A 20,847-nucleotide genomic window follows, 5' to 3' on the forward strand; every position below is an offset into this window, starting at 1 on the left:
CAGTACGTGAACAGGAATGCGATATTAATTCTGCGAACATGGAGGAAACTATGCAATACTATGTCGCCCCGCTGGAGGGCATTACGGGCTATATTTTCCGCAGCGCCCACCACAAATATTTTCCGGGTGCGGACAAATATTTTATCCCGTTCATCGAGCCGAAGCCAAACTCAAAAAAGATTTTTTCCGCGCGGGAATTAAATGATATACTGCCGGAACATAACCGGGGGATGCGGACCGTGCCGCAGATTCTCACAAACAAATGGGAAGATTTTGTGTGGACGGCGAAGCATCTGCAGGAATATGGCTATGATGAGGTAAATATCAACCTGGGATGTCCGTCGAAAACGGTGGTTTCTAAGAAGCGGGGAGCAGGCTTTCTCGCCGATCCGGAGGGTGTGGATGATTTTCTTGCACACATTTTTGACGCGCTGGACATGAAAATTTCCGTGAAGACACGTCTCGGCAGGGAGGATCCGGTGGAATTTCGCTGGCTTTTGGAGATTTACAACAAATATCCATTAGCGGAGCTGATCATCCATCCGCGCACGCAGAAAGAATTTTACGGCTTTACGCCGCACTATGAGATGTTTGCGGAAGCGTTGGAGGAAACCAGCCTGCCGGTGTGCTACAACGGGGATGTAAATACAAAAGAGGACTGCCGGGAAATAGAAAAACGTTTCCCGCAGATAACCGGTGTGATGATGGGAAGAGGGATTCTGCGAAATCCGGGACTGATTGGAGAGATACGTGGGGAAGAAAAGGCGGACATCCGGCGGCTGCGCAGCTTTCACGATGAGCTGTACGCCGCCTATCAGCAGGAAATGCCCGGCGATACGCAGGTATTATTTAAAATGAAGGAGCTGTGGACCTACCTGCGCCATTCTTTTTCATAGATGAGAAAACAGCAAAAAAATTATTTAAAGCGAAGCGTCTTGCAGAATATGACGCCGCTGTCGCCGCAGTTTTTGCGGCGACCTCAGGCGTTCGTACCTGAAAGGCGATTATCGTAGATACAATGCACACCCTGGTGTGCCATCATTCCGCCGAGGCAGCGCTTATTGCAGCGCACGCACCGGCGGATTTTTCCGGTCTCCCCGGCGGCGACCTTATTCATCCACTGCGGGTCGGCGATGAGCTGGCGGCTCATGGCGGCGCACTGTATCCTGCCGTCGGCAAGCTGCTGTTCTATGAAATCGGGATGCACCAGGCCGCCGACGCCGCAGATGGGAAGCTTTGTATATTTGCACACCTGGTCGCAGAATTTTAAGAAACAGCCTTCCTCAGAAAAATAAGGATGCTTTGCGCCGGGGATGGTGTCCTCCAGGCTGGAATGATTTGCGAGCGTTACGTGAAAGCTGGTGACGCCTGCCGCTTCCAGCATCGGCACAAACAGTGGCAGCTCCGTATCGAGTACCCCGGCGTTTCCGTAGTGGGGGTTTTCCTGGCGGACGGCGAGCTTAAAATCAATGGGAAAGTCTGCAAGCTGCGAGCGGATTGCAGAGACGGCTTCTACGGCAAAGCGGAAGCGGTTTTCGGCGCTTCCCCCGTAGCAGTCTGTGCGGTGATTGAACACGGCGGAGCTGAAGCTTCCGCACATGCGGTCGCCGTGCACCTGCACCATATCAAAACCTGCTTTTTTCGCAAGTACCGCTGCCGTCCCGAATGCGGCGGTGATTTTTTTCACCTTTTTGACGGGAAGGCCGCTGATGTAAGGGGCAACCTGCGCGTTCAGCAGTGGGCGCAGCTCCTGCTGTGAAATTTTCTTTGTCAGAACACCCGGAATGTATTTTATCATCCCCTTCAGATTGGTATCCGTCTGATGAAGCTGCGCGCAGATCAGACAATCGTGCCGGTGCACAGTTTCCGCTAATTTCTGATAATACGCAAAACCTTTTTTACTGTAAAGGCTGTGTCCGAAGCGGGCGGGCAGAACCGGGACATCTCCGATGATAATCATACTGCAGCCGCCTGCCGCGATGTCCTCTATCTTTTTAAAATAGTCCTCATCAGAAAGTCCCATTGTGGTGGGCGCAAAGATAAGGCGGTTTTTCAGAGTTACATTTCCAAGCGTTATGGGACTGCACAGCGTTTCATACATAAATATCACTTATCCTTTCTGAGAGCAACAGTTTAAGAAAGCCTAAACTGTGCCGTTTCCAAGCATCTTTTTTAGGGCGCTCTCCAGGCAGGTCTGCTCCTGGGGCGTCAGCAGCGCAAGCTTTTCTTCGTTCCATGAAACAATGATATCGTGGCTCTTCTGAAATACCTGCAACCCTTCTTTAGTCAGATTTAGACTAAAACGACGGCGGTCCAGGGGATTTTTCTCCCTGCTGATCAGATGACTGGCGACCAGCCGGTCCAGAGTACGCTGCGACAGCCCCCAATCCATATGCAGAGCCTCGGTCAGCTCTTTGGGAGAGCAGCCGGGATGCCTGCCGATGTAAAGCACCGGGTAGAGAAGACCTGGCGTCAGGTCGTCCTCCTGCAGCTTCCGGCTGCATTCTTTCACAAAATCCCGTCGCAGCTCTGAGATGTAATACGCTAATTTAACCTTCATATTCCCTCCGTTAAATAAATTACTTGACTAAATCAAGTGTAATGCAATTACTTGATTTAGTCAAGTAATTTTTAAAAAACTTCAAAATTAAAAGGAATAAATCAGCCGCTGTGTATGCGGACGAAAGAACGCCTAATGCCTTATTTTACGCGACTTTCCTAACGGTCGAGCCGGAAAATGGACGCTTTTTATTGACATTTTTTCAAGGCGTCGTTATGCTGAAAGCAGTCTTGCAGGATGAAACAGTAACATGGTCAGGGAGGATTTCAATATGGAAAATAAGAAAACATTCGGGGCGTTTGTTTTGCGCCGGAGAAAAGAGCTTGGCATGACGCAGAAGGAATTTGCCGCCAGGCTGTATGTGACGGAATCGGCGGTGAGCAAGTGGGAGCGGGGTATGAGTTACCCGGACATCACGCTTATCCGCAGTATCTGCAGCGTGCTGGAGGTTTCAGAGCATGAGCTGCTCACAGGGAGCGAGGACACGGAAAAGCGTACCTCGGAGAAGCTGGCGGAAAAGTATCTGCGGCTGACGCGCAACTACCGGCTTGCGCAGTACCTTTTATATGGCGCGATACTGCTGGGGTGCGCCATCGGAAATCTGGCGTCGGCGCATACGCTGGACTGGTTTTTCATCGTGCTCATGGCGGTACTGATGAGTGCGTCGCTGACACTGGTCCCGGCACTCGCCGCGCTGCATCCCGCGCTCTGCCGATGTAAGGCGGCAGTCTCGCTGGGGAGCTTTCTGGTTTCGCTGGAGCTTCTGCTGCTGGTGTGCTGCCTGCAGACTGGCGGAAGCTGGTTTCCGATGGCGGGAGTGAGCGTGCTGTTCGGGTTCGCGCTGGTGCTGCTGCCGTTTCTGCTCCCCACCCTGCCGCTGCCGGCATGTCTGGCGCGCAGGAAAACATCACTTTATCTGATAACCGTTATGGCGCTGCTGATACTGCTGCTTCTGACAGGCTGTGTGACAAGCGGCGGTGACTGGTTTTTTACCGCGGCGGTGGGCACGCTTTTTGGAACCGGTTTTCTGATTCTGCCGGTTCTGCTGCGGCAGCTTCCGCTGCCGGAAACGCTGCGCCCGCATAAAACACTGCTTTATTTTGCAATCCAGACGGCTCTTTTGTTTCTGCTTCTGCTGATTGTTGCCCTGGAAGAGGGCGGCGGAGCAGACGGACTGCGCGTATCGCTGCCGACCGCCGCGCTGCTTGCGGCGCTTCCGTGGGGAGAAATGCTGCTTATCCGTTATCTTCCGGCAAACGGCTGGTTTAAAGCGTCCGCCTGCGCAGCGTTTGCGGCGCTCTGGGTCTGGCTGTTCCCGGCGGGGCTGGATGCGATTATGACGCTGGAGTACGGACCGGCTATCAATAGCTGGGAGCTGTGGCTTCCTTATGATTTCAGCAAATGGGGCGGCAATCAGACTGCAATTAATGTCTTTGCCATTATCCTGTTTACCCTGCTGGCGATCGCGGCAGTGCTGGCCGGCGTTGGGATATGGAGGAAAAAGAAAGGCCGCTAAGGTGGAATCCGGCGTGCTTTGCATAGAATTTCATTTTTCAGACACAATAGTGGTAAACATCCATGCCTGCCTGCGCAGGCACCATTATGCATGAAGGAGAAGAATGGAATGAAGGACAAAGTGTTTGGTGTTTTACAGCGCGTCGGGCGCAGCTTCATGCTGCCGATTGCGATTCTGCCTGTGGCGGGGCTTTTGCTTGGCGTTGGCAGCTCTTTTACCAATGAGACAACGATTGCCACCTACCGCCTGCAGCGGCTTCTGGGAGAGGGCACGCTGCTGCATGTACTTCTGGTGATTATGAACAAGGTGGGCAGCGCGGTTTTCGACAATCTTCCGCTGATTTTTGCGGTGGGCGTGGCAATCGGCATGGCGAAGCGGGAAAAGGAGGTAGCCGCTCTTTCCTCTGTGATTGCATATTTTGTGATGAATACCGCGATTAACGCAATGCTGGTGTTAAATGGCGATATTCTGGAGGACGGCGGCATTGCGGGGCATGTGCTGGAGGGGACGGTTGCGTCCGCCAGCGGAATCCTTACGCTGCAGACGGGCGTGTTCGGCGGCATTATTGTGGGGCTGGGCGTGGCGGCGCTGCACAACCGGTTTTACAGAATCGTACTGCCAAATGCCCTGTCCTTTTTCGGCGGCACCCGATTTGTGCCGATAATTTCCACACTTATTTATATGCTTGTGGGCATCCTGATGTACTTCATCTGGCCGCCGGTGCAGAACGGCATCCATGCGCTGGGCGCTCTGGTGACGGGCAGCGGCTACATCGGGACGCTCATTTTCGGTCTGATTAAACGGGCGCTGATTCCGTTTGGTCTGCATCATGTCTTTTATATGCCGTTCTGGCAGACCGCGCTCGGCGGTACGATGGAAGTGGGCGGACAGCTCATCCAGGGCGGACAGAACATTTTCTTTGCCCAGCTTGCGCATTCCGCGGAAATTACGCATTTCAGCGCGGACGCGACCAGATACTTTTCGGGCGAATTTATTTTCATGATATTCGGGCTTCCGGGCGCCGCTCTTGCCATGTATCACTGCGCAAGACCGGAGAAGAAAAAGGCGGCGAAGGGGCTGCTTCTGTCGGCTTCGCTTACCTGCATTCTGACCGGCATCACGGAGCCGCTGGAATTTTCCTTTCTTTTCGTGGCGCCGGCACTGTTCGCTGTGCAGGTGATCCTGGCGGGAACGGCGTATATGATTGCGCACATGCTGAATATCGCGGTCGGACTGACATTTTCGGGCGGACTTCTGGATTTGTTCCTGTTCGGTGTTCTGCAGGGAAATGCCAAGACAAGCTGGCTTCTGATTATTCCGGTGGGAATCGTGTATTTCTTTTTGTACTATTTTATTTTCCGTTTTCTTATTTTGAAATTTGACTTTAAGACGCCGGGACGTGAGGAGGACGACGGTGAGGTCCGCCTGTATACAAAATCCGATGTCCGCGCGCGCCGGGAAGGTGCCGGAGAGGGGCAGGGCGATAAGGCGGAGAGCGCGGATTTTCTGGATCCGGTCAGCGCCGTTATCACGCGCGGTCTTGGCGGAAAGCGCAACATCAGCGACGTGGACTGCTGCGCCACCCGTCTGCGCTGCAGCGTCCACGATGAAACACTCGTCAGCGACGCCCTGCTGAAATCCACCGGGGCTTCGGGCGTCATTCACAAGGGAAAGGGCGTGCAGATTGTATACGGTCCGCAGGTCGCTGTTATCAAATCCGAGCTGGAGCAGTACCTGGAGACCGCGCCGGATGAGCTGTATAGGGCGGTCGGGGCGGGAAATGCCGGGACAGACGATGCGGGAGCAGAAAATGCCGGGATGACCGGGACAGAGGCGGGAACTATCGGGATGCCCGGAGCGGGAGCAGAAAATGCCGGGATGACCGGGACAGAGGCGGGAACTATCGGGATGCCTGGAGCGGGAGCAGAAAATGCCGGAATAACCGGGATGGAAGCGGAAAAGAACCGGACGGAAGCCGGCGGGGAGAGAACGGTGCAGTCCATCATCATTTCCAGCCCGATTACCGGTATGGCGGGCGACCTTACAATGGTCCCCGATGAAGCCTTTGCCGCCGGTATGATGGGTGACGGCGCGGCGGTCCTGCCGACAGATAATATCGTAGTGGCGCCGGAGGATGGTATCATCGGATTTGTATTCGACACAAAGCACGCCATCGGCTTTGAGACAGATTTTGGCATCAGCCTTCTGATTCATGTGGGCATCGACACCGTAAAGCTGGAGGGAGCAGGCTTTGAAGTGCTGGTAAGAAACGGACAGAAGGTGAAAAAAGGAGAACAGCTTTTAAAGCTCGACCTGGAATATCTGAATAAACATGCCGCCTCGCTCGTCTCGCCGGTTATCTGCACGGAGCTTGCGGCAAATCAGAAAATCCGTCTTCTGAGAGAGGGCAAGATAGAGGCGGGCGAGGCGCTGTTCGCCGTCGACATCCAGGAAGAAACTGTGTGAGACAGAAAGCCCGGCGCACCGCTTCAGTGAAAGAGGCGGAGAAAAGATAAATGAGGGATGGAAAGCCCGGCGCGCCGCTTCAGCGAAAGGGACGGAGAAAAGGTAAATGGAGGATGGAGAGTCTGGCACCGTTCCCAGTGAAAGGGGCGGCGCGAGACAGGATAATTGGGAAAGGAAGGAGTCATCTATATGAGAAAATTTGAATATGTGATAAAGGACCAGTTTGGAATCCACGCAAGACCGGCGGGGCTGATTGCCCGCCATGCGGATAAATACAAAAGCCGGATTACCCTGCGCATCGGGGGACGTCCGGCGGACGCCGGAAAAATCATGAGCATCATGATGCTCGGCGCCAGATGCGGACAGACGCTGGAGGTGGAAATGGAAGGCAGCGACGAGGACGCAGCGTATGAGGGAATGAAGGCGCTGCTGGAAGAGATTCTGTAATCCTTTCATCACGTTCTTACACTTCAAATCAATGGACCGGTTTCGTGCTGCAGCAGGTAACAGGGCAGCTGACTTGAACTGCTACACATCATTACGCCAGATGGGAGATTCTTCCATCTGGCGAATTGATTTTCCGGCGAATTTGTTTTATACTAAAGAAATGTGAAACAGAAGGAGGAAACGGCATGGAATTACTGGATGTGGTAGATGAAAATGGCTGTCCGACCGGAAGGGCAGTGGACAGGGAAACGGCGCACAGGGAGGGTATCCGCCACCGTACCGCCCACGTCTGGCTGATGCGTGAGGGCAGAAACGGCGTGGAGGTGCTTCTGCAGAAGCGCAGCGCTAATAAGGATTCCTATCCGGGATGCTACGATATTTCCAGTGCCGGGCACATTCCGGCAGGCGTGGATTTCCTTCCGTCCGCACTCCGGGAGCTGCGTGAGGAGCTGGGGCTGACGGCAAAGCCGGAAGAGCTGATTTACTGCGGACAGCGCCGGTTTTCGTTTTCGACAGAATTTCATGGAAAGCCATTTGTGGACCGGCAGGTGAGCAATGTATACTGTATCTGGCGGGACGTAGAGCCGGAGAATCTGGTGCTCCAGGAATCCGAGGTAGAAAGCGTGCGCTGGATGAATCTGGAGGAATGTAAGGCGGCAGTACGTGAAAGCCGTATACCGAACTGTATTTTTTTGGAAGAATTAGATATGCTTCCGAATGAGAATTGATATAAGCTGTGCAGATAATTTTTCAGGTATCGTGCGGTCGCGAAGAATGCGAAAAGGATTTTATCACGGGCACAAAATCGCGCGAGCTCTTCGGGATACAAAATGCAGAAAGCAGGCTTGACAATGCCGCTTTGCAGTCTGTATACTAGACTGTAAGAAGAATCCTGCAAAGGATAAGAATGGGGCAGACAATGATAGCTTTCTTAAACTCTCTGCTGGAATTTCTGGTAGAATGCGGCATTTTAATCTTTGAATATATCGGCGTCGGAGTGATTATCTGGACCAGTCTGGTAAGTCTTTATAAGTATGTGACACGCAGACCGGACACCAGAATCTATCTGGCAAAGGGACTGGCTATGGGGCTGGAATTTAAGCTGGGCAGCGAGATTCTGCGCACGGTCGTTGTGCGCGAGTGGAAAGAAATCGCGATTGTAGCCGGTATTATTGTGCTGCGCGCTGCGCTTACCTTCCTCATTCACTGGGAAATCCGCCAGGAGGAAAAGGAAGAAGAAAAGAAAGTGTGAGTAGAAACGCGCATAGAATCATATACGGGAAAATCATCACGGAACGGACCGTGTACAGCGCGAGAGCCTGCCCTGGCAGGCTCTTGTTTCGCTATGTTTAAGGAAAGGGGATATGGACATGACACAGACAGAAAAGCAGCAGATGATGGCGACGGCGCCGATACCGGGGCTGATCGCGCGACTTTCGGTACCGACGATCATCAGTATGCTGATTACATCTTTTTACAATATGGCAGATACGTTTTTTGTGGGAAAGCTTGGTACCAGCGCCACTGCGGCGGTAGGCGTGGTTTTTCCGCTGATGTCTATTATCCAGGCGCTTGGCTTTTTCTTTGGTCACGGTTCCGGAAATTCCGTATCGCGCAAGCTTGGCGCACAAAAGTTGGATGAGGCGGAGCATATTGCCTCCTGCGGCTTCTTTTCGGCACTTATCTGCGGCGCGGTTATCCTGGTCTGCGGGCTGCTTTTTCTGGACCCGCTGTCGCGCGCGCTCGGTTCCACCGAAACCATTCTGCCGTATACAAAGCAGTATCTGAGCGTGATTCTGCTCGGCGCTCCGTACATGACGGCGGCGCTGACGCTGAACAATCTGCTGCGCTTCCAGGGCAGCGCGTTTTATGCAATGATTGGCATTACGACCGGCGCGGTGCTCAACGTCATCCTGGATCCGATATTCATTTTCGTATTTGACATGGGAATTGCGGGCGCAGCCTGGGCGACGATTCTCAGCCAGCTCCTGTCGTTTATTATGCTGCTGATCGGAATTAAGGTGTCCAACTGCATTCCGCTGCGCATACGGCATATGAAATACCTGCCGCAGACAATCCGGCAGATTTTCGGCGGCGGACTGCCCTCGCTCTGCCGCCAGGGGCTGGCAAGTCTTGCCACGGTGGCACTGAATCTGGCGGCAGGTCCATACGGGGATGCGGCGATTGCGGCAATGTCAATCGTGATGAGAATCTCAATGTTTGCAGGCTCTACCATGATTGGCTTCGGTCAGGGCTTTCAGCCGGTCTGCGGCTTTAATTACGGCGCTGGCAACATTAAGCGCGTAAAAGAAGCGTTCTGGTTCTGTGTAAAAACGGCGACGGTGGTGCTGGTGGTACTTGGCGTGCTCGGCTTTATTTTCTCCGGAGACCTCGTCGCCATTTTCCGGAAGGAGGACCTGGAGGTTATTGAAATCGGCACCCTGGCGCTGCGCACCCAGTGCGTTACGCTGCCGCTCACAGGCTGGATCGTACTGAACAATATGCTGTTTCAGACCATCGGGCGTACGCTTCCGGCAAGTGTGCTCGCCTCCGCAAGACAGGGTATCTTCTTCCTGCCCGCCGTGCTGATACTGCCGTATTTCTTTGGAATCCTCGGCGTCCAGTGCGCACAGGCAGCGGCGGATGTGGCGGCATTTGTGCTGGCGCTGGTTCTGAACCGGAAGCTGATGCCGACACTGTAAAGAAACGGCAGGCTGCAGACGGGGAGCATAGGAGCGGAGGCCCGTCTGACGTTGATGAGGGGAAGCAGATGCCCGTCCGGCGCTGATGAGGGGAAGCAGATGCCCGTCTGGCGCTGACGAGGAAGAAGGGACGGATGCCAGTTCGGTGCTGCCTGGGAGCGCCGGGCAGGCTGGCTGAAATATTGCCGGAGATAACGTACAAAGGAGAAGGAAAAATGATAAAGAAGGAACTGGCGCTGGAAATTATTGAGCGCTTAAAGAAGGAATATCCGGATGCAGGCTGTACGCTGGATTATGATGAGGCATGGAAGCTGCTGGTAAGCGTGCGCCTGGCGGCGCAGTGCACCGACGCCAGAGTGAATATTGTCGTGGCGGATTTATTTGTAAAATATCCGGGAGTGAAGGAGCTGGCGGAAGCGGACGTGGAGGATATCGAGCGGATTGTAAAACCGTGCGGTCTTGGGCACAGTAAAGCGCGCGACATCAGTGCCTGCATGAAAATGCTGCAGGAGCAGTATGACGGAAAAATCCCGGAGGACTTTGACGCATTGCTGAAGCTGCCGGGCGTGGGGCGCAAAAGCGCCAATCTGATTATGGGGGATGTGTTCGGCAAACCGGCAATCGTAACAGATACGCATTGCATCCGCCTTGTAAACCGCATGGGTCTGGTGGATGGCATAAAAGAGCCGAAAAAGGTGGAAATGGAGCTCTGGAAAATCATTCCGCCTGAAGAGGGAAGCGATTTCTGCCACCGGCTGGTTTATCACGGCAGAGAAATCTGCACGGCGCGGACGAAACCGTACTGCGACCGCTGCTGTCTGCAGGATATCTGCAAGAAAAAAGGAGTTGACTAAATGAAAGAAAACGAAGAAAGATATGCACTTTTAATTGATGCGGACAATGTGTCTGCAAAATATATCAAACCGATACTGGACGAGCTTTCCAAATACGGAAACGTAACCTACAAGCGCATTTACGGAGACTGGACAAGCACACAGCACGCGAGCTGGAAGGAGGTGCTGCTCCAGAACTCTATCAGCCCTATCCAGCAGTACAGCTATACGCAGGGAAAAAATGCTACTGATTCGGCAATGATTATTGACGCGATGGATATTCTGTATACGGGCAATGTGGACGGCTTCTGCCTTGTTTCCAGCGACAGCGATTTTACCAGACTGGCGAGCCGCCTGCGCGAGAGCGGACAGAATGTTATCGGAATGGGCGAGGCCAAAACGCCGATTCCTTTCCGCCAGGCATGTAATATTTTTACGACCCTGGAGCTGCTTTTAGAGGACAGCACGTCGGAGAAAGAGGAGAAGGCGCCGGTAGTATCCGCGGCGGAGCAGACTGCGCAGAAAGCCGGGGAGAGCGATGTGGTGAGCCGCGAGCAGGTGGAGGAAGCGGTTGTCAAGATTATAACGGAAAATCAGAACAACGATAAGGAAACCGGACTTGGCGAGGTTGGAAGCCGCCTGGTAAAGCTTTATCCGGATTTTGATGTGCGTAATTATGGATACAGTATGCTGTATAAGTTTCTGGAAACCTTCCCGAAGCTGAAGGTCATCCGTGAAGGCTCCAAAATGTCTGTGGCGCTTTACGAAGACCCTGGCAGGAGAGAAAGTCTGGAAAAATATATCGTGGAACAGGTGCAGAACAGCGGCAGCGTCGGCATTGCGCTCGGTCCGCTCGGCAATAAAATTCATCTGCAATTTAAAGACTTCAAGGTGCGCGACTATGGTTATTCGCGTCTGAAGGAATATATCAGCAGCATCCCAAGCATCCGCACGAAAGGCGAGGGCAAGCAGATTCGGGCGGTCTTTGAAGATGCAAAAGAGAAGGACAAAGAGAAAGAAAAGGAAAAAGAGAAGGAAAAACCGAAAAAAAGAGCGGGCAGCAGAAAATGAAAGAGAAAAAAGTAGAAGAGAAAAAAGCGGCAGGGGAAAAAACGGTAGAGACACTGACCTGTCCGGTGCAGAAAAAGTGCGGCGGCTGTCAGTTCCTGGGAATGCCCTATGCGCAGCAGTTGAATATCAAACAACATCAGGTAGAGAAGCTGCTCCGACCCTTTGGCAGAGTCTGTCCGATTATCGGCATGGAAAATCCATATTACTACCGTAATAAAGTGCACGCTGTTTTTGGAAGAACCCGCACCGGAGAAATTATCTGCGGCACTTACCAGGAAAATACGCATAAGATTATCCCGGTGGAGCAGTGCCTGATAGAGGACCGGAAATCAGAGGAGATAATCCGCAGCATCCGCGGGCTTTTGAAATCCTTTAAGATAAAAACGTATGACGAAGACACCGGCTACGGTCTTCTGCGCCACGTGCTGGTCCGCCGGGGCTTCCAGAGCGGGCAGATTATGGTGGTGCTGGTACTGGCAGACCCGATTTTCCCCTCCAAAAATAATTTTGTGTCTGCGCTGCGCAGACTTCATCCCGAAATCACAACCATCATTTTAAATATAAATGCCAAAAAGACCAGTATGGTATTGGGTGAAAGAGAGAAGACGCTTTATGGTCCCGGCTATATCGAGGACACCCTTCTCGGAAAGACCTTCCGGATTTCCGCAAAATCTTTCTACCAGGTAAATCCGGTGCAGACGGAAGTCCTTTATCAGACTGCCATCGGATACGCCGCCCTTACCGGCAAAGAGCGCGTCCTGGATGCATATTGCGGAATCGGTACCATCGGTCTGCTTGCGGCGTCGCAGGCAAAAGAAGTCATCGGCGTGGAACTAAACGCTGATGCAATCCGCGACGCGCGTATAAACGCCAGAAGAAACAGCATAACAAATGTAAAATTCTATAATGCGGATGCCGGGAAATTCATGACCGGTCTTGCAGAACAGAACATAAACGTGGACGTGGTATTCATGGATCCGCCGCGGGCGGGAAGCGACGAAGCATTTCTCTCTTCTGTAGTAAAACTGCAGCCAGGAAAGGTAGTGTATATCTCATGCAATCCGGAGACACTGGCACGGGATTTAAAATATCTGACGGGAAACGGGTATAAGGTGGAGAAGATACAGCCGACAGATATGTTCTGTTTTACGGAGCATGTTGAGTGCGTGGTATTGATGTCAAAAGTCGAGAAGTAGATGTACGGAAAAGGCTTGAAAACAAGGGATTTCCGGGGTGGAGTAGATTTTGGACACGGGACAACACGTCCGAAAAATGAGAAGTTTGCTGTTAGAGGGAACATATCTACATGAAAAAATGACGGAGGGTTGAGTTGACAGCTTGCAAAATGGGTAGGTTGAGTAGACAAGTTGGATATTTGCAGGTCGAGTTGACGGAATGATAATTTGTTATAAAAAAATGGGAGATTTGGCACCTTATAGATATATGAGGTGCCATTTGTATGGTAAGGACTTAGCGTTTACCAATAAAAAGCCGATCAAGTGATCGGTTTTTTATTTTACCATTCTATTTCTTCTTTTATTTTATCAAAATAAGCACAGATTGCTACGCCGATTGAAGGAGAGGTGGCCCCTAAACTAGATGATTTCAATTCACACGCATTTGCAATGTAAGAAAGTTTATTAGAGTTTATTTGTTTATATAAAAAAGGCCACATTTGATCCGCCACTTCTCTAAATTTACCTGTAAAAATTATCAGATCCAAATTAAGAAGGTTAATTAGCAAGTTAGTAACTTTCCCTAAATAATACGAGAATATTTCAAATTTTTCAGGGTGTGTAGCAAAAAATTCTTTGATTGCTTTAGAATCAAGTTCTGAAAATTCTGCTTTACTCATTTCAAACACATCATTTCTGATTCGGTAATCCAGACATTCGCAACTACCACAAGAACAACATGGCTCTATGGTTTTGAAGTGTTCATTTGAATATGTTGGTAATTCCAAATGACCAAGTTCGCCTACGAAATTGGATGCTCCGTGGTAAAGCTTATTATTAAATACCATTCCGGCTCCAATTCCAGCTCCTAGATAAATAGTTAGAATATTTTTTTTGTTGCGATATTTGTAATTAATGTTATTAGGTATATACATATTATATTTTTCGGCAACAACAGAAGTATTTGAGTTATTATCCATATAGATATTAATATTTTTTTGCTCAAAATAGTCCAATCTATTGGGATAAATGATATTATTTAAAGGTTTATCTGAAAGATATTCAAGGTTATGGGATTTAATTATTTTTTTGCCTATGTTATCAATTGCTCCAGTAAATGCAATACCAAGAGAAATAACATTTAAATTTAGGCTATTTTGGCAATCGATTATTTTAATAATATCAGCCATAATTGAATCTAATTGAGTTTGTAGTTCAAAAAGAGTACCAGGTGTTTTGAAAAAGATATAATTACTAATTTTTTTCCCTTTCTCTTCCATGTGTTTTCTTGCATCAGCAAATATTCCTAAAGTTTCAATTATTTGCTTAAATTGAACGCTGCTGATAGGTGAGAAATTCATGTCGATAATTGATAATTTAATTTGTGCAGCGCCAATAGATACTCCAACCATATGAGCAAAATCAGGATTTATGCATAAACCATCAGAGGTATTTAATACAGATAGTTTTTTTAAGATATCTATGTTATTTGCAACTGTTGGCCATGAAACTTTTAAATTTTCAGATAATGCACTCTTGGAAATTTGTGGTTGACACCTTATGATATTGATTAATTTATTATGTGATTTCAATTGTGAAATTAGTTTCTCCATATAGATACTCCTTTAATGTAGTCAAATAAATGTTTATGCAATAAGTAGATTGATCTTTTTGCGGTAACATTTTAAGCGTAGTTTTTGTGTAGTTATGAAATACTTATTTGTATGATAGCATACCCAAAAAAAATAAGCAATTCTTTGTTGTGAAAAATATATTAAAAAACTCTAATAAAATTTTTATAGTAGTGAAATTAAATAATGAAAAAAATAAATCAAAGAAATTTGAAAAAATATTGACAAGAAAATATAAATATATTATGATTAAAATGTAAAAATCATACAAAAGTTGATTTGACCCAGGAGGTGATGGCATGGTTCCTCTCTAGTGTAATGGACATATCAAAAATGACTACATGGATGAAGGACTTATATGTACTTATAGCAGATTTGCCCGCATGGGCAAAAACAATTATAGCATTACTTATTGTGGCATACCTTTTTTATAAGAAAAAGTTAAAGCACAAAGAGAAAATGAAGAATATGCAGTTAAAGCGTGATATCAGAAGGCAGAAAGAAATTACGAAGAGGACGAAGATAATTGCAGAAAGTTTGACCAAAATGAATGAAAGTAATAACCAACTTTCAAAAACAAAGACTCTTTTTGGAAAGTGTAATGTAATTGATTATAGTGATGAGCAAAGAAAAGGGTTGGCTAAAAAATTTGATGCGAAAATGATGGACACTATAAATGATGAGATCGAAGAAATATTTTCAAAGGAAAGTACTCCTGTTTGTAAAGATGAAAAAGCTAAACAAATTAACTTTCCTAAGAATAAAAAGAAAAGGAGTAAATGAAAAGTGAATATTGAAAAGATACATATTTAATAACCTTAGTTTTAGGAAGAAGACTAAGGTTATTTTTTATTGATTTGGAAGACGATTGAACCTTACGGCAAAACTGAAAATAAGCCTGTACCTTTGGGCAAAAGGGATTTCGGATACATAAATACATTATATTAGTAAGATAGCTGAACACGAAGAAAACAGGCACTTTTCTATTTACATTTATAAGTATAGGCGTACTCTCTCACTGGCTTGCGTACCACAAATTAATACAATGCACCCTTTGAGCGATGAGGGTGCAAATTTAACGATTACCCCTACTCAAAAAACGATAGGGTGCATTTGCCTTGAATTTATGGTATTCTATGATAAAACACAGCGATAAAATATGATTTTCAGGAAAGGTAAGGTATTGACGATGAGCAAGGTATTAGTAGCGTATTTCAGTGCCAGCGGCGTAACAGCGAAACTGGCGAAGCGGCTTGCAGAGGCTATAGGAGCAGATTTACATGAGATTCAGCCGGAGGTTCCATATACGGATGCGGATCTGGACTGGATGAATAAAAAGAGCCGAAGCAGTGTGGAAATGAATGATAAATCATTCCGGCCTGCCGTTGCAAATAAAATGGAGAACATGGAGCAGTATTCCGTGATTTTCACAGCCTTCCCTATCTGGTGGTACGTCGCTCCGACTATTGTGAACACGTTTCTGGAGCAATATGAACTGACTGGAAAGACGATTATTCCACTGGCAACTTCGGGCAGCAGCGGTATGGGGAACACAAACAAGGAACTGGCGGTTTCCTGTCCGGGAGCGGAATTAAAGGAAGGAAAGCGATTCCCTGCGGATGCAAGTGCGGAAGAACTGAAAGCATGGGCAGAAGGATTCGGGATTTAAAGAAAAGACCGATAAACTTCTCAATATAGACCCATAAAGTTATCTTTCATGACAACGAATAATAAGAAATCTATGGTAACATCCTACCCGTAGTGGTAAATTATTCTACAGGAAAGGGTGCGAAGCATGGAAAATGAAGTATATGAAAAAGATTATGGAGAGGAATTCCGGGAACGGAGCGATAAGTCAGAGGGAAAGGATTTCTTAGACACATAGGTAATTGCGAAACAGGTTCCGGATATAGCTCTAATTAGTGCCGAAGCTTGGGAGTTTAGAATATCTGAGATTGAAAAGAACGGAAAAACATGGTGGATCATGATATAAGTTGGAATTGAACAGGAAATGGGCGCACTTATAGAGGGAAATGAAAAAACTTGTTTTAAAAATAGTAACTTCTATGCAATTAAGGGTTTAAGACTTCGGATGTACTGATGCTGTTCGATCTTATCAGCGAGAATCACTCCGATAAGCTGTGTGATGCCGGCCAGGATCAGATCAGCGTGAAGCGTTTTCTCATTTTGCGTTTTGCGGCCGGCGATCCCAAAGCTGTCTTTGAAGTGGCTGATGGAGCGTTCCACAGTGGTTCTGATCCTGTATGTATCGTTCCATTCTTCAGTCCCACGCACAGTGCCGGGATAAGTACGGAAGTCTTTTTCCGGGTAAAGGTATACCATTCTTCCGCATGGTGAAGATGTGCAGGGAGTGTCACAGTGACAGACACGGTGATATTTTCCTGTGGAAGGATTCTTTTCCCATCTGACTTTTGGACAGCTGAATTTATAGCGTACAATGCCGTTCCTGCGTTTGCTGGTCCCTTCATATTTCATAGGAAGGGAATGGTCAATCGGGCAACATGGGATCCCATTTTCATTTACTGGATAGTCATTGTTTCCTAATCCGGAACGGGAATTTAATGGGATGTAGGCTTTCCGGAAGTGAATGCCATTACCGTCAGCATCCATGCCAAAGGTGTCTCCTGAAAGAAGCTCTTTATAAAGTCTGGCGGAGTCAAAGGCGGCATCTCCTAAAAAAATATCCGGGCTGATGAGGGGATGTGCAGCAAACAGGTCCTGTAAAGTAGGGATAAGCAGCCTGGCATCATGGACCGATTTATCCTCATCCGGAGAACCGGACTTCTTTCCAGGAATAATTTCAGGATGCTTATCAAAAAAATCCTTATTGTAGAGGTCGATATGCCGGACAATGCCCAGACCATTTGTGACAATGCCAAATTTGTAGGCATAACAAAAATGCCCGTCAATGTAAAGCTGCTTAATATCGGGATTTGCGGCAGCATGGGAAGGCATGGAGCCGTAAGCAGCCTTGTAAGGGTCATAGTTCTGATCAAAATGCATGGTCTTTGCATATGCTTTGAGCTGTTTGATAATACGGTTGGAATATTTGGGATTGTTTTCCGTAACCCAGGCCTCTATGCCAGAGGAATCAAAGATGGTCATATCAGCCCTGGCAGAATCGATTGCCTGACAGACTGGCTCAGTAAGATCGACCAGGTGGTGAAAAAGGAGCTGCAGATCTTCAAGAAAATCCTGCTTGAACCGGGTGATTTTAGAAGCATCTGGAACCTTGTTGAAACCACGGAATTCACGGAGATGCCGGGAATACTGAAGGAAAACAAGGAGCAGGGAGTCAGTAGGGACAGAAAAAATCCGCTGGATGATAAGCGCCCATAAAAAAGCGTTCAGAGGGTATTTACGGGATCTGCCCGTTGATGCATAGAAATGCTTCCGGAAGGAAGCAGGAACAATTTCATCAAGGTCAATGTGCTGTTGTAAGAGGGACAGAAACTGAGGTCTGTCAGATTCAAAAATTTCCTGGCAATCTGAAAAAATATCTGCCAAAGAAAGCTGATTGTATGGTATCATATAGGTACAACTCCTTTCAGGTGGGTATGGTTGATTTTTGTTTGGTCACTTAAATTTTACCACAAACCTGTGAGGAGTTGTTCTGTTTTATCAAAGAAAAAGCCCGATTTTATGCGGGCTGTGGCGTTTCGCAAACGCCTAGTAAAGTGATTTATGAAATGGAGGTATGAAGGCTATGGGGAACAAAGTTAAATATAATCTGAAAAATGTCCATGCCGCCAAGCTGACCGAGACGGTGGCGGACGGGGAGACCACCTTTACCTATGCCGCACCGAAGGCGATTCCCGGTGCGGTGAGTATCAGCCTGGATGCGGAGGGGGAATCCAGTCCGTTCTATGCGGACGGCATTGTGTATTTCCGTTCTGTGACCAACAACGGATACAGCGGCGACCTGGAGATCGCATTGATCCCGGAGTGGTTCCGCACGGAGATTTTGCAGGAAGAGCTGGACGGCAAGGGCGTCCTGGTGGAGAACAGCGGGGTTGGGGAGAGCGTGAAGTTTGCCCTGCTCTTTGAGTTTGACGGGGATGTGAACGCCATCCGTCATGTGCTGTATAACTGCTCGGCATCCCGTCCGTCCATTGAATCGGAAACGAAAGAGGACACCATTGAGCCGGGAACGGAAACCCTGTCGATCACGGCGGACCCGCGCTCGGATGGGCTTGTAAAGGCAAGGACGGGCGACACCCACGACAAACGCATGAATGATTCCTATCGTCCAATTTCTGTTTTTCTTATTTTTTTAAGATTCCAATACTTCTTCCAAATGCTTGATTGGACGCAATCCAATTACATATCTCTTTTTTCTCATGGATAATTTATGTCTTGACACCTCTGCTGTCTTCAGTATACTTAAACTCCATTTCCTGATAATATTCAGGTTCTGTGCCGCCATCTTATCAATCGTTGTGTTTGCATCTTCCCGGAATGTCACATCCAAATGCCAGTGCATACTCTCTATACTCCAATGACCTCTTACCGCCCGGCTTACTGTTTCTATTTCTTCCTTCAGACTGCTGATAAAATACCGGTATTCTATCAGCCGCTTCCCTTCTTTTTCCAATGTCTTCCGTTCCATTATGATACTTTTCAGACCTTTCCAGGCTTTCTTCTGGCTTAGCCATTTTATTTTTTCCGTCTGGTAATACTCCCTTGTTTCAATCTGTCCATGTGCTTTTTCCTGTGTTTTCTTATAAATTCCCCTTTCCTTTATCTCCTTCTGGAACTCCGGGTCTTCAAAATATTCTCTTACATCCTCATATAATGTTCCCTGGTTTGCTTTTAACGAAAGAACATAATCTGCCCTCTTATTCCTTATCTTTTCTGCTATCGCTGTCTGGGTCCCCATTGCATCTATGGTTACAATCTGCCCTTTTACCTGTATTTTCTCCAGTAACTCAGGAATGGCTGTTATCTCATTGCTCTTTTCCCCGACAGCCTTCTGCCCAAGGCAGTACCCGTCTTCCTTACTCCACGCGGAAACAATATGGCCGGGTTTCTCTCCATTCCTCTTATTGGAACGCATGGTTTTACCATCAATACATATGATTTTTTTCAGCAGTTCCCCTTCGTTCCTGTTTAACCGCTCCTGCCATTTCCCATAAAGCTGCTGCAGGATCTCCGGTGACACCATTCCCATAACCCGCCGCAGGGTATCATGCGATGGCGGACCATTTTTCAGTTCAATGTACTTACGCAAATAATCCTGATAATCCTCAGCAAACAGGGCCATTTCTACCCAGTCATCTGCATTTGCAAGAGTCGCAAACAGCACAATTACCAGGATATCCTTTAACGTATGCCGGACTTTGCTTTGTTGGCGGCTGTCTTCAATATATTCCATCCATTCTAATAATTCCTGCATATCTTCACTCCCCTTTTCTTTTATTTTAACAGAAAAGAGGCGTGTTCACAATTTGTTTACTCATGCGTTTGTCGTGGGGCGACACCACGGACAAAACGGCTTATACGAACTGGTATAAATCGGTGTACCTGCCAACCAGACAGGAAGAAGCAGAGGGAGGAGTGTAAAAAATGCTGAAACGGGAGATTGAGATCTGTGGGAAAAAGGTGGCGTTCCGTTCTTCGGCCACCATCCCCCGGCTGTACCGGGCGAAGTTTAAGAGGGACATTTTCAAGGATCTTTCCAAGCTGGAGAAATCCTACAAAGGCAGGACCGAGGAGGGGGAGGAATTCCAGATCGAGGATCTGGAAATCTTCGAGAACGTGGCTTATATCATGGCTTACCATGCGGACAATTCCATCCCTCCGACCATTGAGGAATGGCTGGACCAGTTTGACATGTTCTCCATCTATGAAGTCCTGCCGCAGATCCTGGAACTGTGGGGACAGAACATGATGGTGGAGGTGCAGGCAAAAAAAGAGTTGGCAGGAGTACAAGGGAAATGACAACGCCCCTGTTCCTCCTGCGTTGTGTGGAACTTGGCATTGCAATCTCTGACCTGGACCTTCTTATGATTGGCCTCGTCATTGATATGTGGACAGAAAAAGGAAACGATGATGTGAAATACAAAAAAGTGGCCCGTGAAGCCACCCAGGAAGATTTCGATGCCTTTTAGAGTGGCTATGATAAAAGGAATGCCCCGCTGGGAAACCGGCGGGGCACAGTCTTATTCGTCACTTGTATGTTCTTACAGGGAGTTATTTGCTTTTTCTATGAGTGCTTCTTCCAGAGTGATATCAGAGGGAATCACACCGAGAAGGGCGTTTGCCATTGCAATGCGGTCTGCATGGGGATTGGACAGCATTGCAAGAATTTTTCCATTGTTGGAAATGAGAATATTTTCAGTTTCTGCAAGTTGCAGATATTTATCAAGGTTTTGTTTTAATTCTGTGACAGTAATTATCATGCATTGGACCTCCAGGTTATATTG

General features: G+C 48.1%; 20 protein-coding genes and 1 pseudogene. 15 read left to right on the forward strand and 6 right to left on the reverse strand.

The window, feature by feature from the left end; translation table 11 throughout:
- The first annotated feature begins 50 nt into the window (after positions 1-50).
- The gene (locus NQ534_RS12460) at positions 51-896 is read left to right on the forward strand and encodes a tRNA dihydrouridine synthase (protein ID WP_242655301.1); all 846 of its coding nucleotides are present in this window, start codon (positions 51-53) and stop codon (positions 894-896) included.
- A gap of 83 nt (positions 897-979) precedes the next feature.
- Here NQ534_RS12460 and bilR read toward each other — a convergent pair whose 3' ends face one another.
- A complete protein-coding gene (bilR, locus tag NQ534_RS12465) occupies positions 980-2,101 on the reverse strand; it encodes a bilirubin reductase (RefSeq protein WP_006860406.1) in 1,122 nt (373 codons plus the stop codon).
- A gap of 42 nt (positions 2,102-2,143) precedes the next feature.
- On the reverse strand, positions 2,144-2,560 hold the full coding sequence (gene bilQ / locus NQ534_RS12470; RefSeq protein ID WP_006860405.1) for a bilirubin utilization transcriptional regulator BilQ: 417 nt from the start codon (positions 2,558-2,560) through the stop codon (positions 2,144-2,146).
- Between the two features lie 271 nt (positions 2,561-2,831).
- On the opposite strand from bilQ, the gene NQ534_RS12475 reads away from it, so the two are divergent.
- The 9 genes from NQ534_RS12475 (at position 2,832) to rlmD (ending at position 12,791) form a co-directional block, all read left to right on the forward strand.
- A complete protein-coding gene (locus NQ534_RS12475) occupies positions 2,832-4,076 on the forward strand; it encodes a helix-turn-helix domain-containing protein (RefSeq protein ID WP_081455557.1) in 1,245 nt (414 codons plus the stop codon).
- A 108-nt stretch (positions 4,077-4,184) separates the two neighbouring features.
- Entirely contained in the window at positions 4,185-6,542 is a 2,358-nt protein-coding gene (locus NQ534_RS12480) for a PTS sugar transporter subunit IIABC (RefSeq protein ID WP_074680097.1), read from the forward strand.
- Between the two features lie 189 nt (positions 6,543-6,731).
- Positions 6,732-6,989, forward strand: a complete 258-nt coding sequence (locus tag NQ534_RS12485) for an HPr family phosphocarrier protein (protein WP_006860401.1) — start codon at positions 6,732-6,734, stop codon at positions 6,987-6,989.
- Positions 6,990-7,174: 185 nt separating this feature from the next.
- Positions 7,175-7,717 carry an NUDIX hydrolase gene (locus NQ534_RS12490; RefSeq protein ID WP_006860400.1) on the forward strand — a complete coding sequence of 181 codons (543 nt, stop codon included), beginning with the start codon at positions 7,175-7,177 and terminating at the stop codon, positions 7,715-7,717.
- Between the two features lie 194 nt (positions 7,718-7,911).
- The gene (locus NQ534_RS12495) at positions 7,912-8,241 is read left to right on the forward strand and encodes a DUF1622 domain-containing protein (protein WP_416388630.1); all 330 of its coding nucleotides are present in this window, start codon (positions 7,912-7,914) and stop codon (positions 8,239-8,241) included.
- Between the two features lie 112 nt (positions 8,242-8,353).
- Positions 8,354-9,691 (forward strand): MATE family efflux transporter, encoded by a 1,338-nt coding sequence (locus NQ534_RS12500; RefSeq protein ID WP_006860397.1) that lies wholly within the window; start codon positions 8,354-8,356, stop codon positions 9,689-9,691.
- Positions 9,692-9,906: 215 nt separating this feature from the next.
- Positions 9,907-10,545 carry an endonuclease III domain-containing protein gene (locus NQ534_RS12505; protein ID WP_040781778.1) on the forward strand — a complete coding sequence of 213 codons (639 nt, stop codon included), beginning with the start codon at positions 9,907-9,909 and terminating at the stop codon, positions 10,543-10,545.
- Positions 10,546-11,595: an NYN domain-containing protein gene (locus NQ534_RS12510; protein ID WP_006860395.1), complete on the forward strand. Its 1,050-nt coding sequence runs from the start codon at positions 10,546-10,548 to the stop codon at positions 11,593-11,595.
- Positions 11,592-12,791 (forward strand): 23S rRNA (uracil(1939)-C(5))-methyltransferase RlmD, encoded by a 1,200-nt coding sequence (gene rlmD / locus NQ534_RS12515; RefSeq protein ID WP_006860394.1) that lies wholly within the window; start codon positions 11,592-11,594, stop codon positions 12,789-12,791. The genes NQ534_RS12510 and rlmD overlap by 4 nt, the downstream gene beginning before the upstream one ends.
- A 320-nt stretch (positions 12,792-13,111) precedes the next feature.
- On the opposite strand, the gene NQ534_RS12520 is transcribed toward rlmD, so the two are convergent.
- Entirely contained in the window at positions 13,112-14,383 is a 1,272-nt protein-coding gene (locus NQ534_RS12520; RefSeq protein WP_006860393.1) for an ROK family protein, read from the reverse strand.
- A gap of 351 nt (positions 14,384-14,734) precedes the next feature.
- Here NQ534_RS12520 and NQ534_RS12525 point away from each other — a divergent pair, with 351 nt between their 5' ends.
- Both NQ534_RS12525 and NQ534_RS12530 read left to right on the forward strand, forming a co-directional pair.
- The gene (locus NQ534_RS12525; protein ID WP_143115824.1) at positions 14,735-15,184 is read left to right on the forward strand and encodes a hypothetical protein; all 450 of its coding nucleotides are present in this window, start codon (positions 14,735-14,737) and stop codon (positions 15,182-15,184) included.
- A gap of 406 nt (positions 15,185-15,590) precedes the next feature.
- Complete coding sequence (locus tag NQ534_RS12530) at positions 15,591-16,070, forward strand: flavodoxin (protein ID WP_040781579.1); 480 nt, start codon at positions 15,591-15,593, stop codon at positions 16,068-16,070.
- 490 nt (positions 16,071-16,560) lie between these two features.
- On the opposite strand, the pseudogene NQ534_RS12535 reads toward NQ534_RS12530, so the two are convergent.
- A pseudogene (locus NQ534_RS12535) lies at positions 16,561-17,953 on the reverse strand (transposase).
- Between the two features lie 175 nt (positions 17,954-18,128).
- Here NQ534_RS12535 and NQ534_RS12540 point away from each other — a divergent pair.
- Positions 18,129-18,770 (forward strand): major tail protein, encoded by a 642-nt coding sequence (locus tag NQ534_RS12540; protein ID WP_242655299.1) that lies wholly within the window; start codon positions 18,129-18,131, stop codon positions 18,768-18,770.
- Here the strand turns inward: NQ534_RS12540 and NQ534_RS12545 are convergent.
- Positions 18,696-19,817, reverse strand: coding sequence for an ISAs1 family transposase (locus NQ534_RS12545; RefSeq protein ID WP_260042662.1), 1,122 nt, complete (start codon positions 19,815-19,817; stop codon positions 18,696-18,698). The genes NQ534_RS12540 and NQ534_RS12545 overlap by 75 nt on opposite strands.
- A 170-nt stretch (positions 19,818-19,987) precedes the next feature.
- Here NQ534_RS12545 and NQ534_RS12550 point away from each other — a divergent pair, with 170 nt between their 5' ends.
- Together NQ534_RS12550 and NQ534_RS12555 are read left to right on the forward strand one after the other, a co-directional pair.
- The gene (locus NQ534_RS12550; RefSeq protein WP_006864452.1) at positions 19,988-20,362 is read left to right on the forward strand and encodes a hypothetical protein; all 375 of its coding nucleotides are present in this window, start codon (positions 19,988-19,990) and stop codon (positions 20,360-20,362) included.
- Positions 20,359-20,532 carry a hypothetical protein gene (locus NQ534_RS12555; RefSeq protein ID WP_006864451.1) on the forward strand — a complete coding sequence of 58 codons (174 nt, stop codon included), beginning with the start codon at positions 20,359-20,361 and terminating at the stop codon, positions 20,530-20,532. Before NQ534_RS12550 ends, NQ534_RS12555 begins: the two co-directional genes overlap by 4 nt.
- A 72-nt stretch (positions 20,533-20,604) precedes the next feature.
- Here NQ534_RS12555 and NQ534_RS12560 read toward each other — a convergent pair whose 3' ends face one another.
- Positions 20,605-20,823, reverse strand: a complete 219-nt coding sequence (locus tag NQ534_RS12560) for a type II toxin-antitoxin system Phd/YefM family antitoxin (protein ID WP_006864450.1) — start codon at positions 20,821-20,823, stop codon at positions 20,605-20,607.
- Positions 20,824-20,847 lie beyond the last annotated feature (24 nt).

This window comes from Marvinbryantia formatexigens DSM 14469 (genome assembly GCF_025148285.1).
GTDB classification, from domain to species: domain Bacteria; phylum Bacillota; class Clostridia; order Lachnospirales; family Lachnospiraceae; genus Marvinbryantia; species Marvinbryantia formatexigens.

What these genes read in the sequence shown, in the direction of transcription:
- NQ534_RS12480 (WP_074680097.1), top strand. Translation starts at nt 4,185, where the DNA reads ATGAAGGACAAAGTGTTTGGTGTTTTACAGCGCGTCGGGCGCAGCTTC.
- NQ534_RS12490 (WP_006860400.1), top strand. Translation starts at nt 7,175, where the DNA reads ATGGAATTACTGGATGTGGTAGATGAAAATGGCTGTCCGACCGGAAGG.
- NQ534_RS12545 (WP_260042662.1), bottom strand. Translation starts at nt 19,817, where the DNA reads ATGCAGGAATTATTAGAATGGATGGAATATATTGAAGACAGCCGCCAA.
- NQ534_RS12525 (WP_143115824.1), top strand. Translation starts at nt 14,735, where the DNA reads ATGACTACATGGATGAAGGACTTATATGTACTTATAGCAGATTTGCCC.
- NQ534_RS12460 (WP_242655301.1), top strand. Translation starts at nt 51, where the DNA reads ATGCAATACTATGTCGCCCCGCTGGAGGGCATTACGGGCTATATTTTC.
- NQ534_RS12540 (WP_242655299.1), top strand. Translation starts at nt 18,129, where the DNA reads ATGGGGAACAAAGTTAAATATAATCTGAAAAATGTCCATGCCGCCAAG.
- NQ534_RS12520 (WP_006860393.1), bottom strand. Translation starts at nt 14,383, where the DNA reads ATGGAGAAACTAATTTCACAATTGAAATCACATAATAAATTAATCAAT.
- NQ534_RS12485 (WP_006860401.1), top strand. Translation starts at nt 6,732, where the DNA reads ATGAGAAAATTTGAATATGTGATAAAGGACCAGTTTGGAATCCACGCA.
- NQ534_RS12560 (WP_006864450.1), bottom strand. Translation starts at nt 20,823, where the DNA reads ATGATAATTACTGTCACAGAATTAAAACAAAACCTTGATAAATATCTG.
- NQ534_RS12530 (WP_040781579.1), top strand. Translation starts at nt 15,591, where the DNA reads ATGAGCAAGGTATTAGTAGCGTATTTCAGTGCCAGCGGCGTAACAGCG.
- NQ534_RS12555 (WP_006864451.1), top strand. Translation starts at nt 20,359, where the DNA reads ATGACAACGCCCCTGTTCCTCCTGCGTTGTGTGGAACTTGGCATTGCA.
- NQ534_RS12550 (WP_006864452.1), top strand. Translation starts at nt 19,988, where the DNA reads ATGCTGAAACGGGAGATTGAGATCTGTGGGAAAAAGGTGGCGTTCCGT.
- rlmD (WP_006860394.1), top strand. Translation starts at nt 11,592, where the DNA reads ATGAAAGAGAAAAAAGTAGAAGAGAAAAAAGCGGCAGGGGAAAAAACG.
- bilQ (WP_006860405.1), bottom strand. Translation starts at nt 2,560, where the DNA reads ATGAAGGTTAAATTAGCGTATTACATCTCAGAGCTGCGACGGGATTTT.
- NQ534_RS12505 (WP_040781778.1), top strand. Translation starts at nt 9,907, where the DNA reads ATGATAAAGAAGGAACTGGCGCTGGAAATTATTGAGCGCTTAAAGAAG.
- NQ534_RS12475 (WP_081455557.1), top strand. Translation starts at nt 2,832, where the DNA reads ATGGAAAATAAGAAAACATTCGGGGCGTTTGTTTTGCGCCGGAGAAAA.
- bilR (WP_006860406.1), bottom strand. Translation starts at nt 2,101, where the DNA reads ATGTATGAAACGCTGTGCAGTCCCATAACGCTTGGAAATGTAACTCTG.
- NQ534_RS12510 (WP_006860395.1), top strand. Translation starts at nt 10,546, where the DNA reads ATGAAAGAAAACGAAGAAAGATATGCACTTTTAATTGATGCGGACAAT.
- NQ534_RS12500 (WP_006860397.1), top strand. Translation starts at nt 8,354, where the DNA reads ATGGACATGACACAGACAGAAAAGCAGCAGATGATGGCGACGGCGCCG.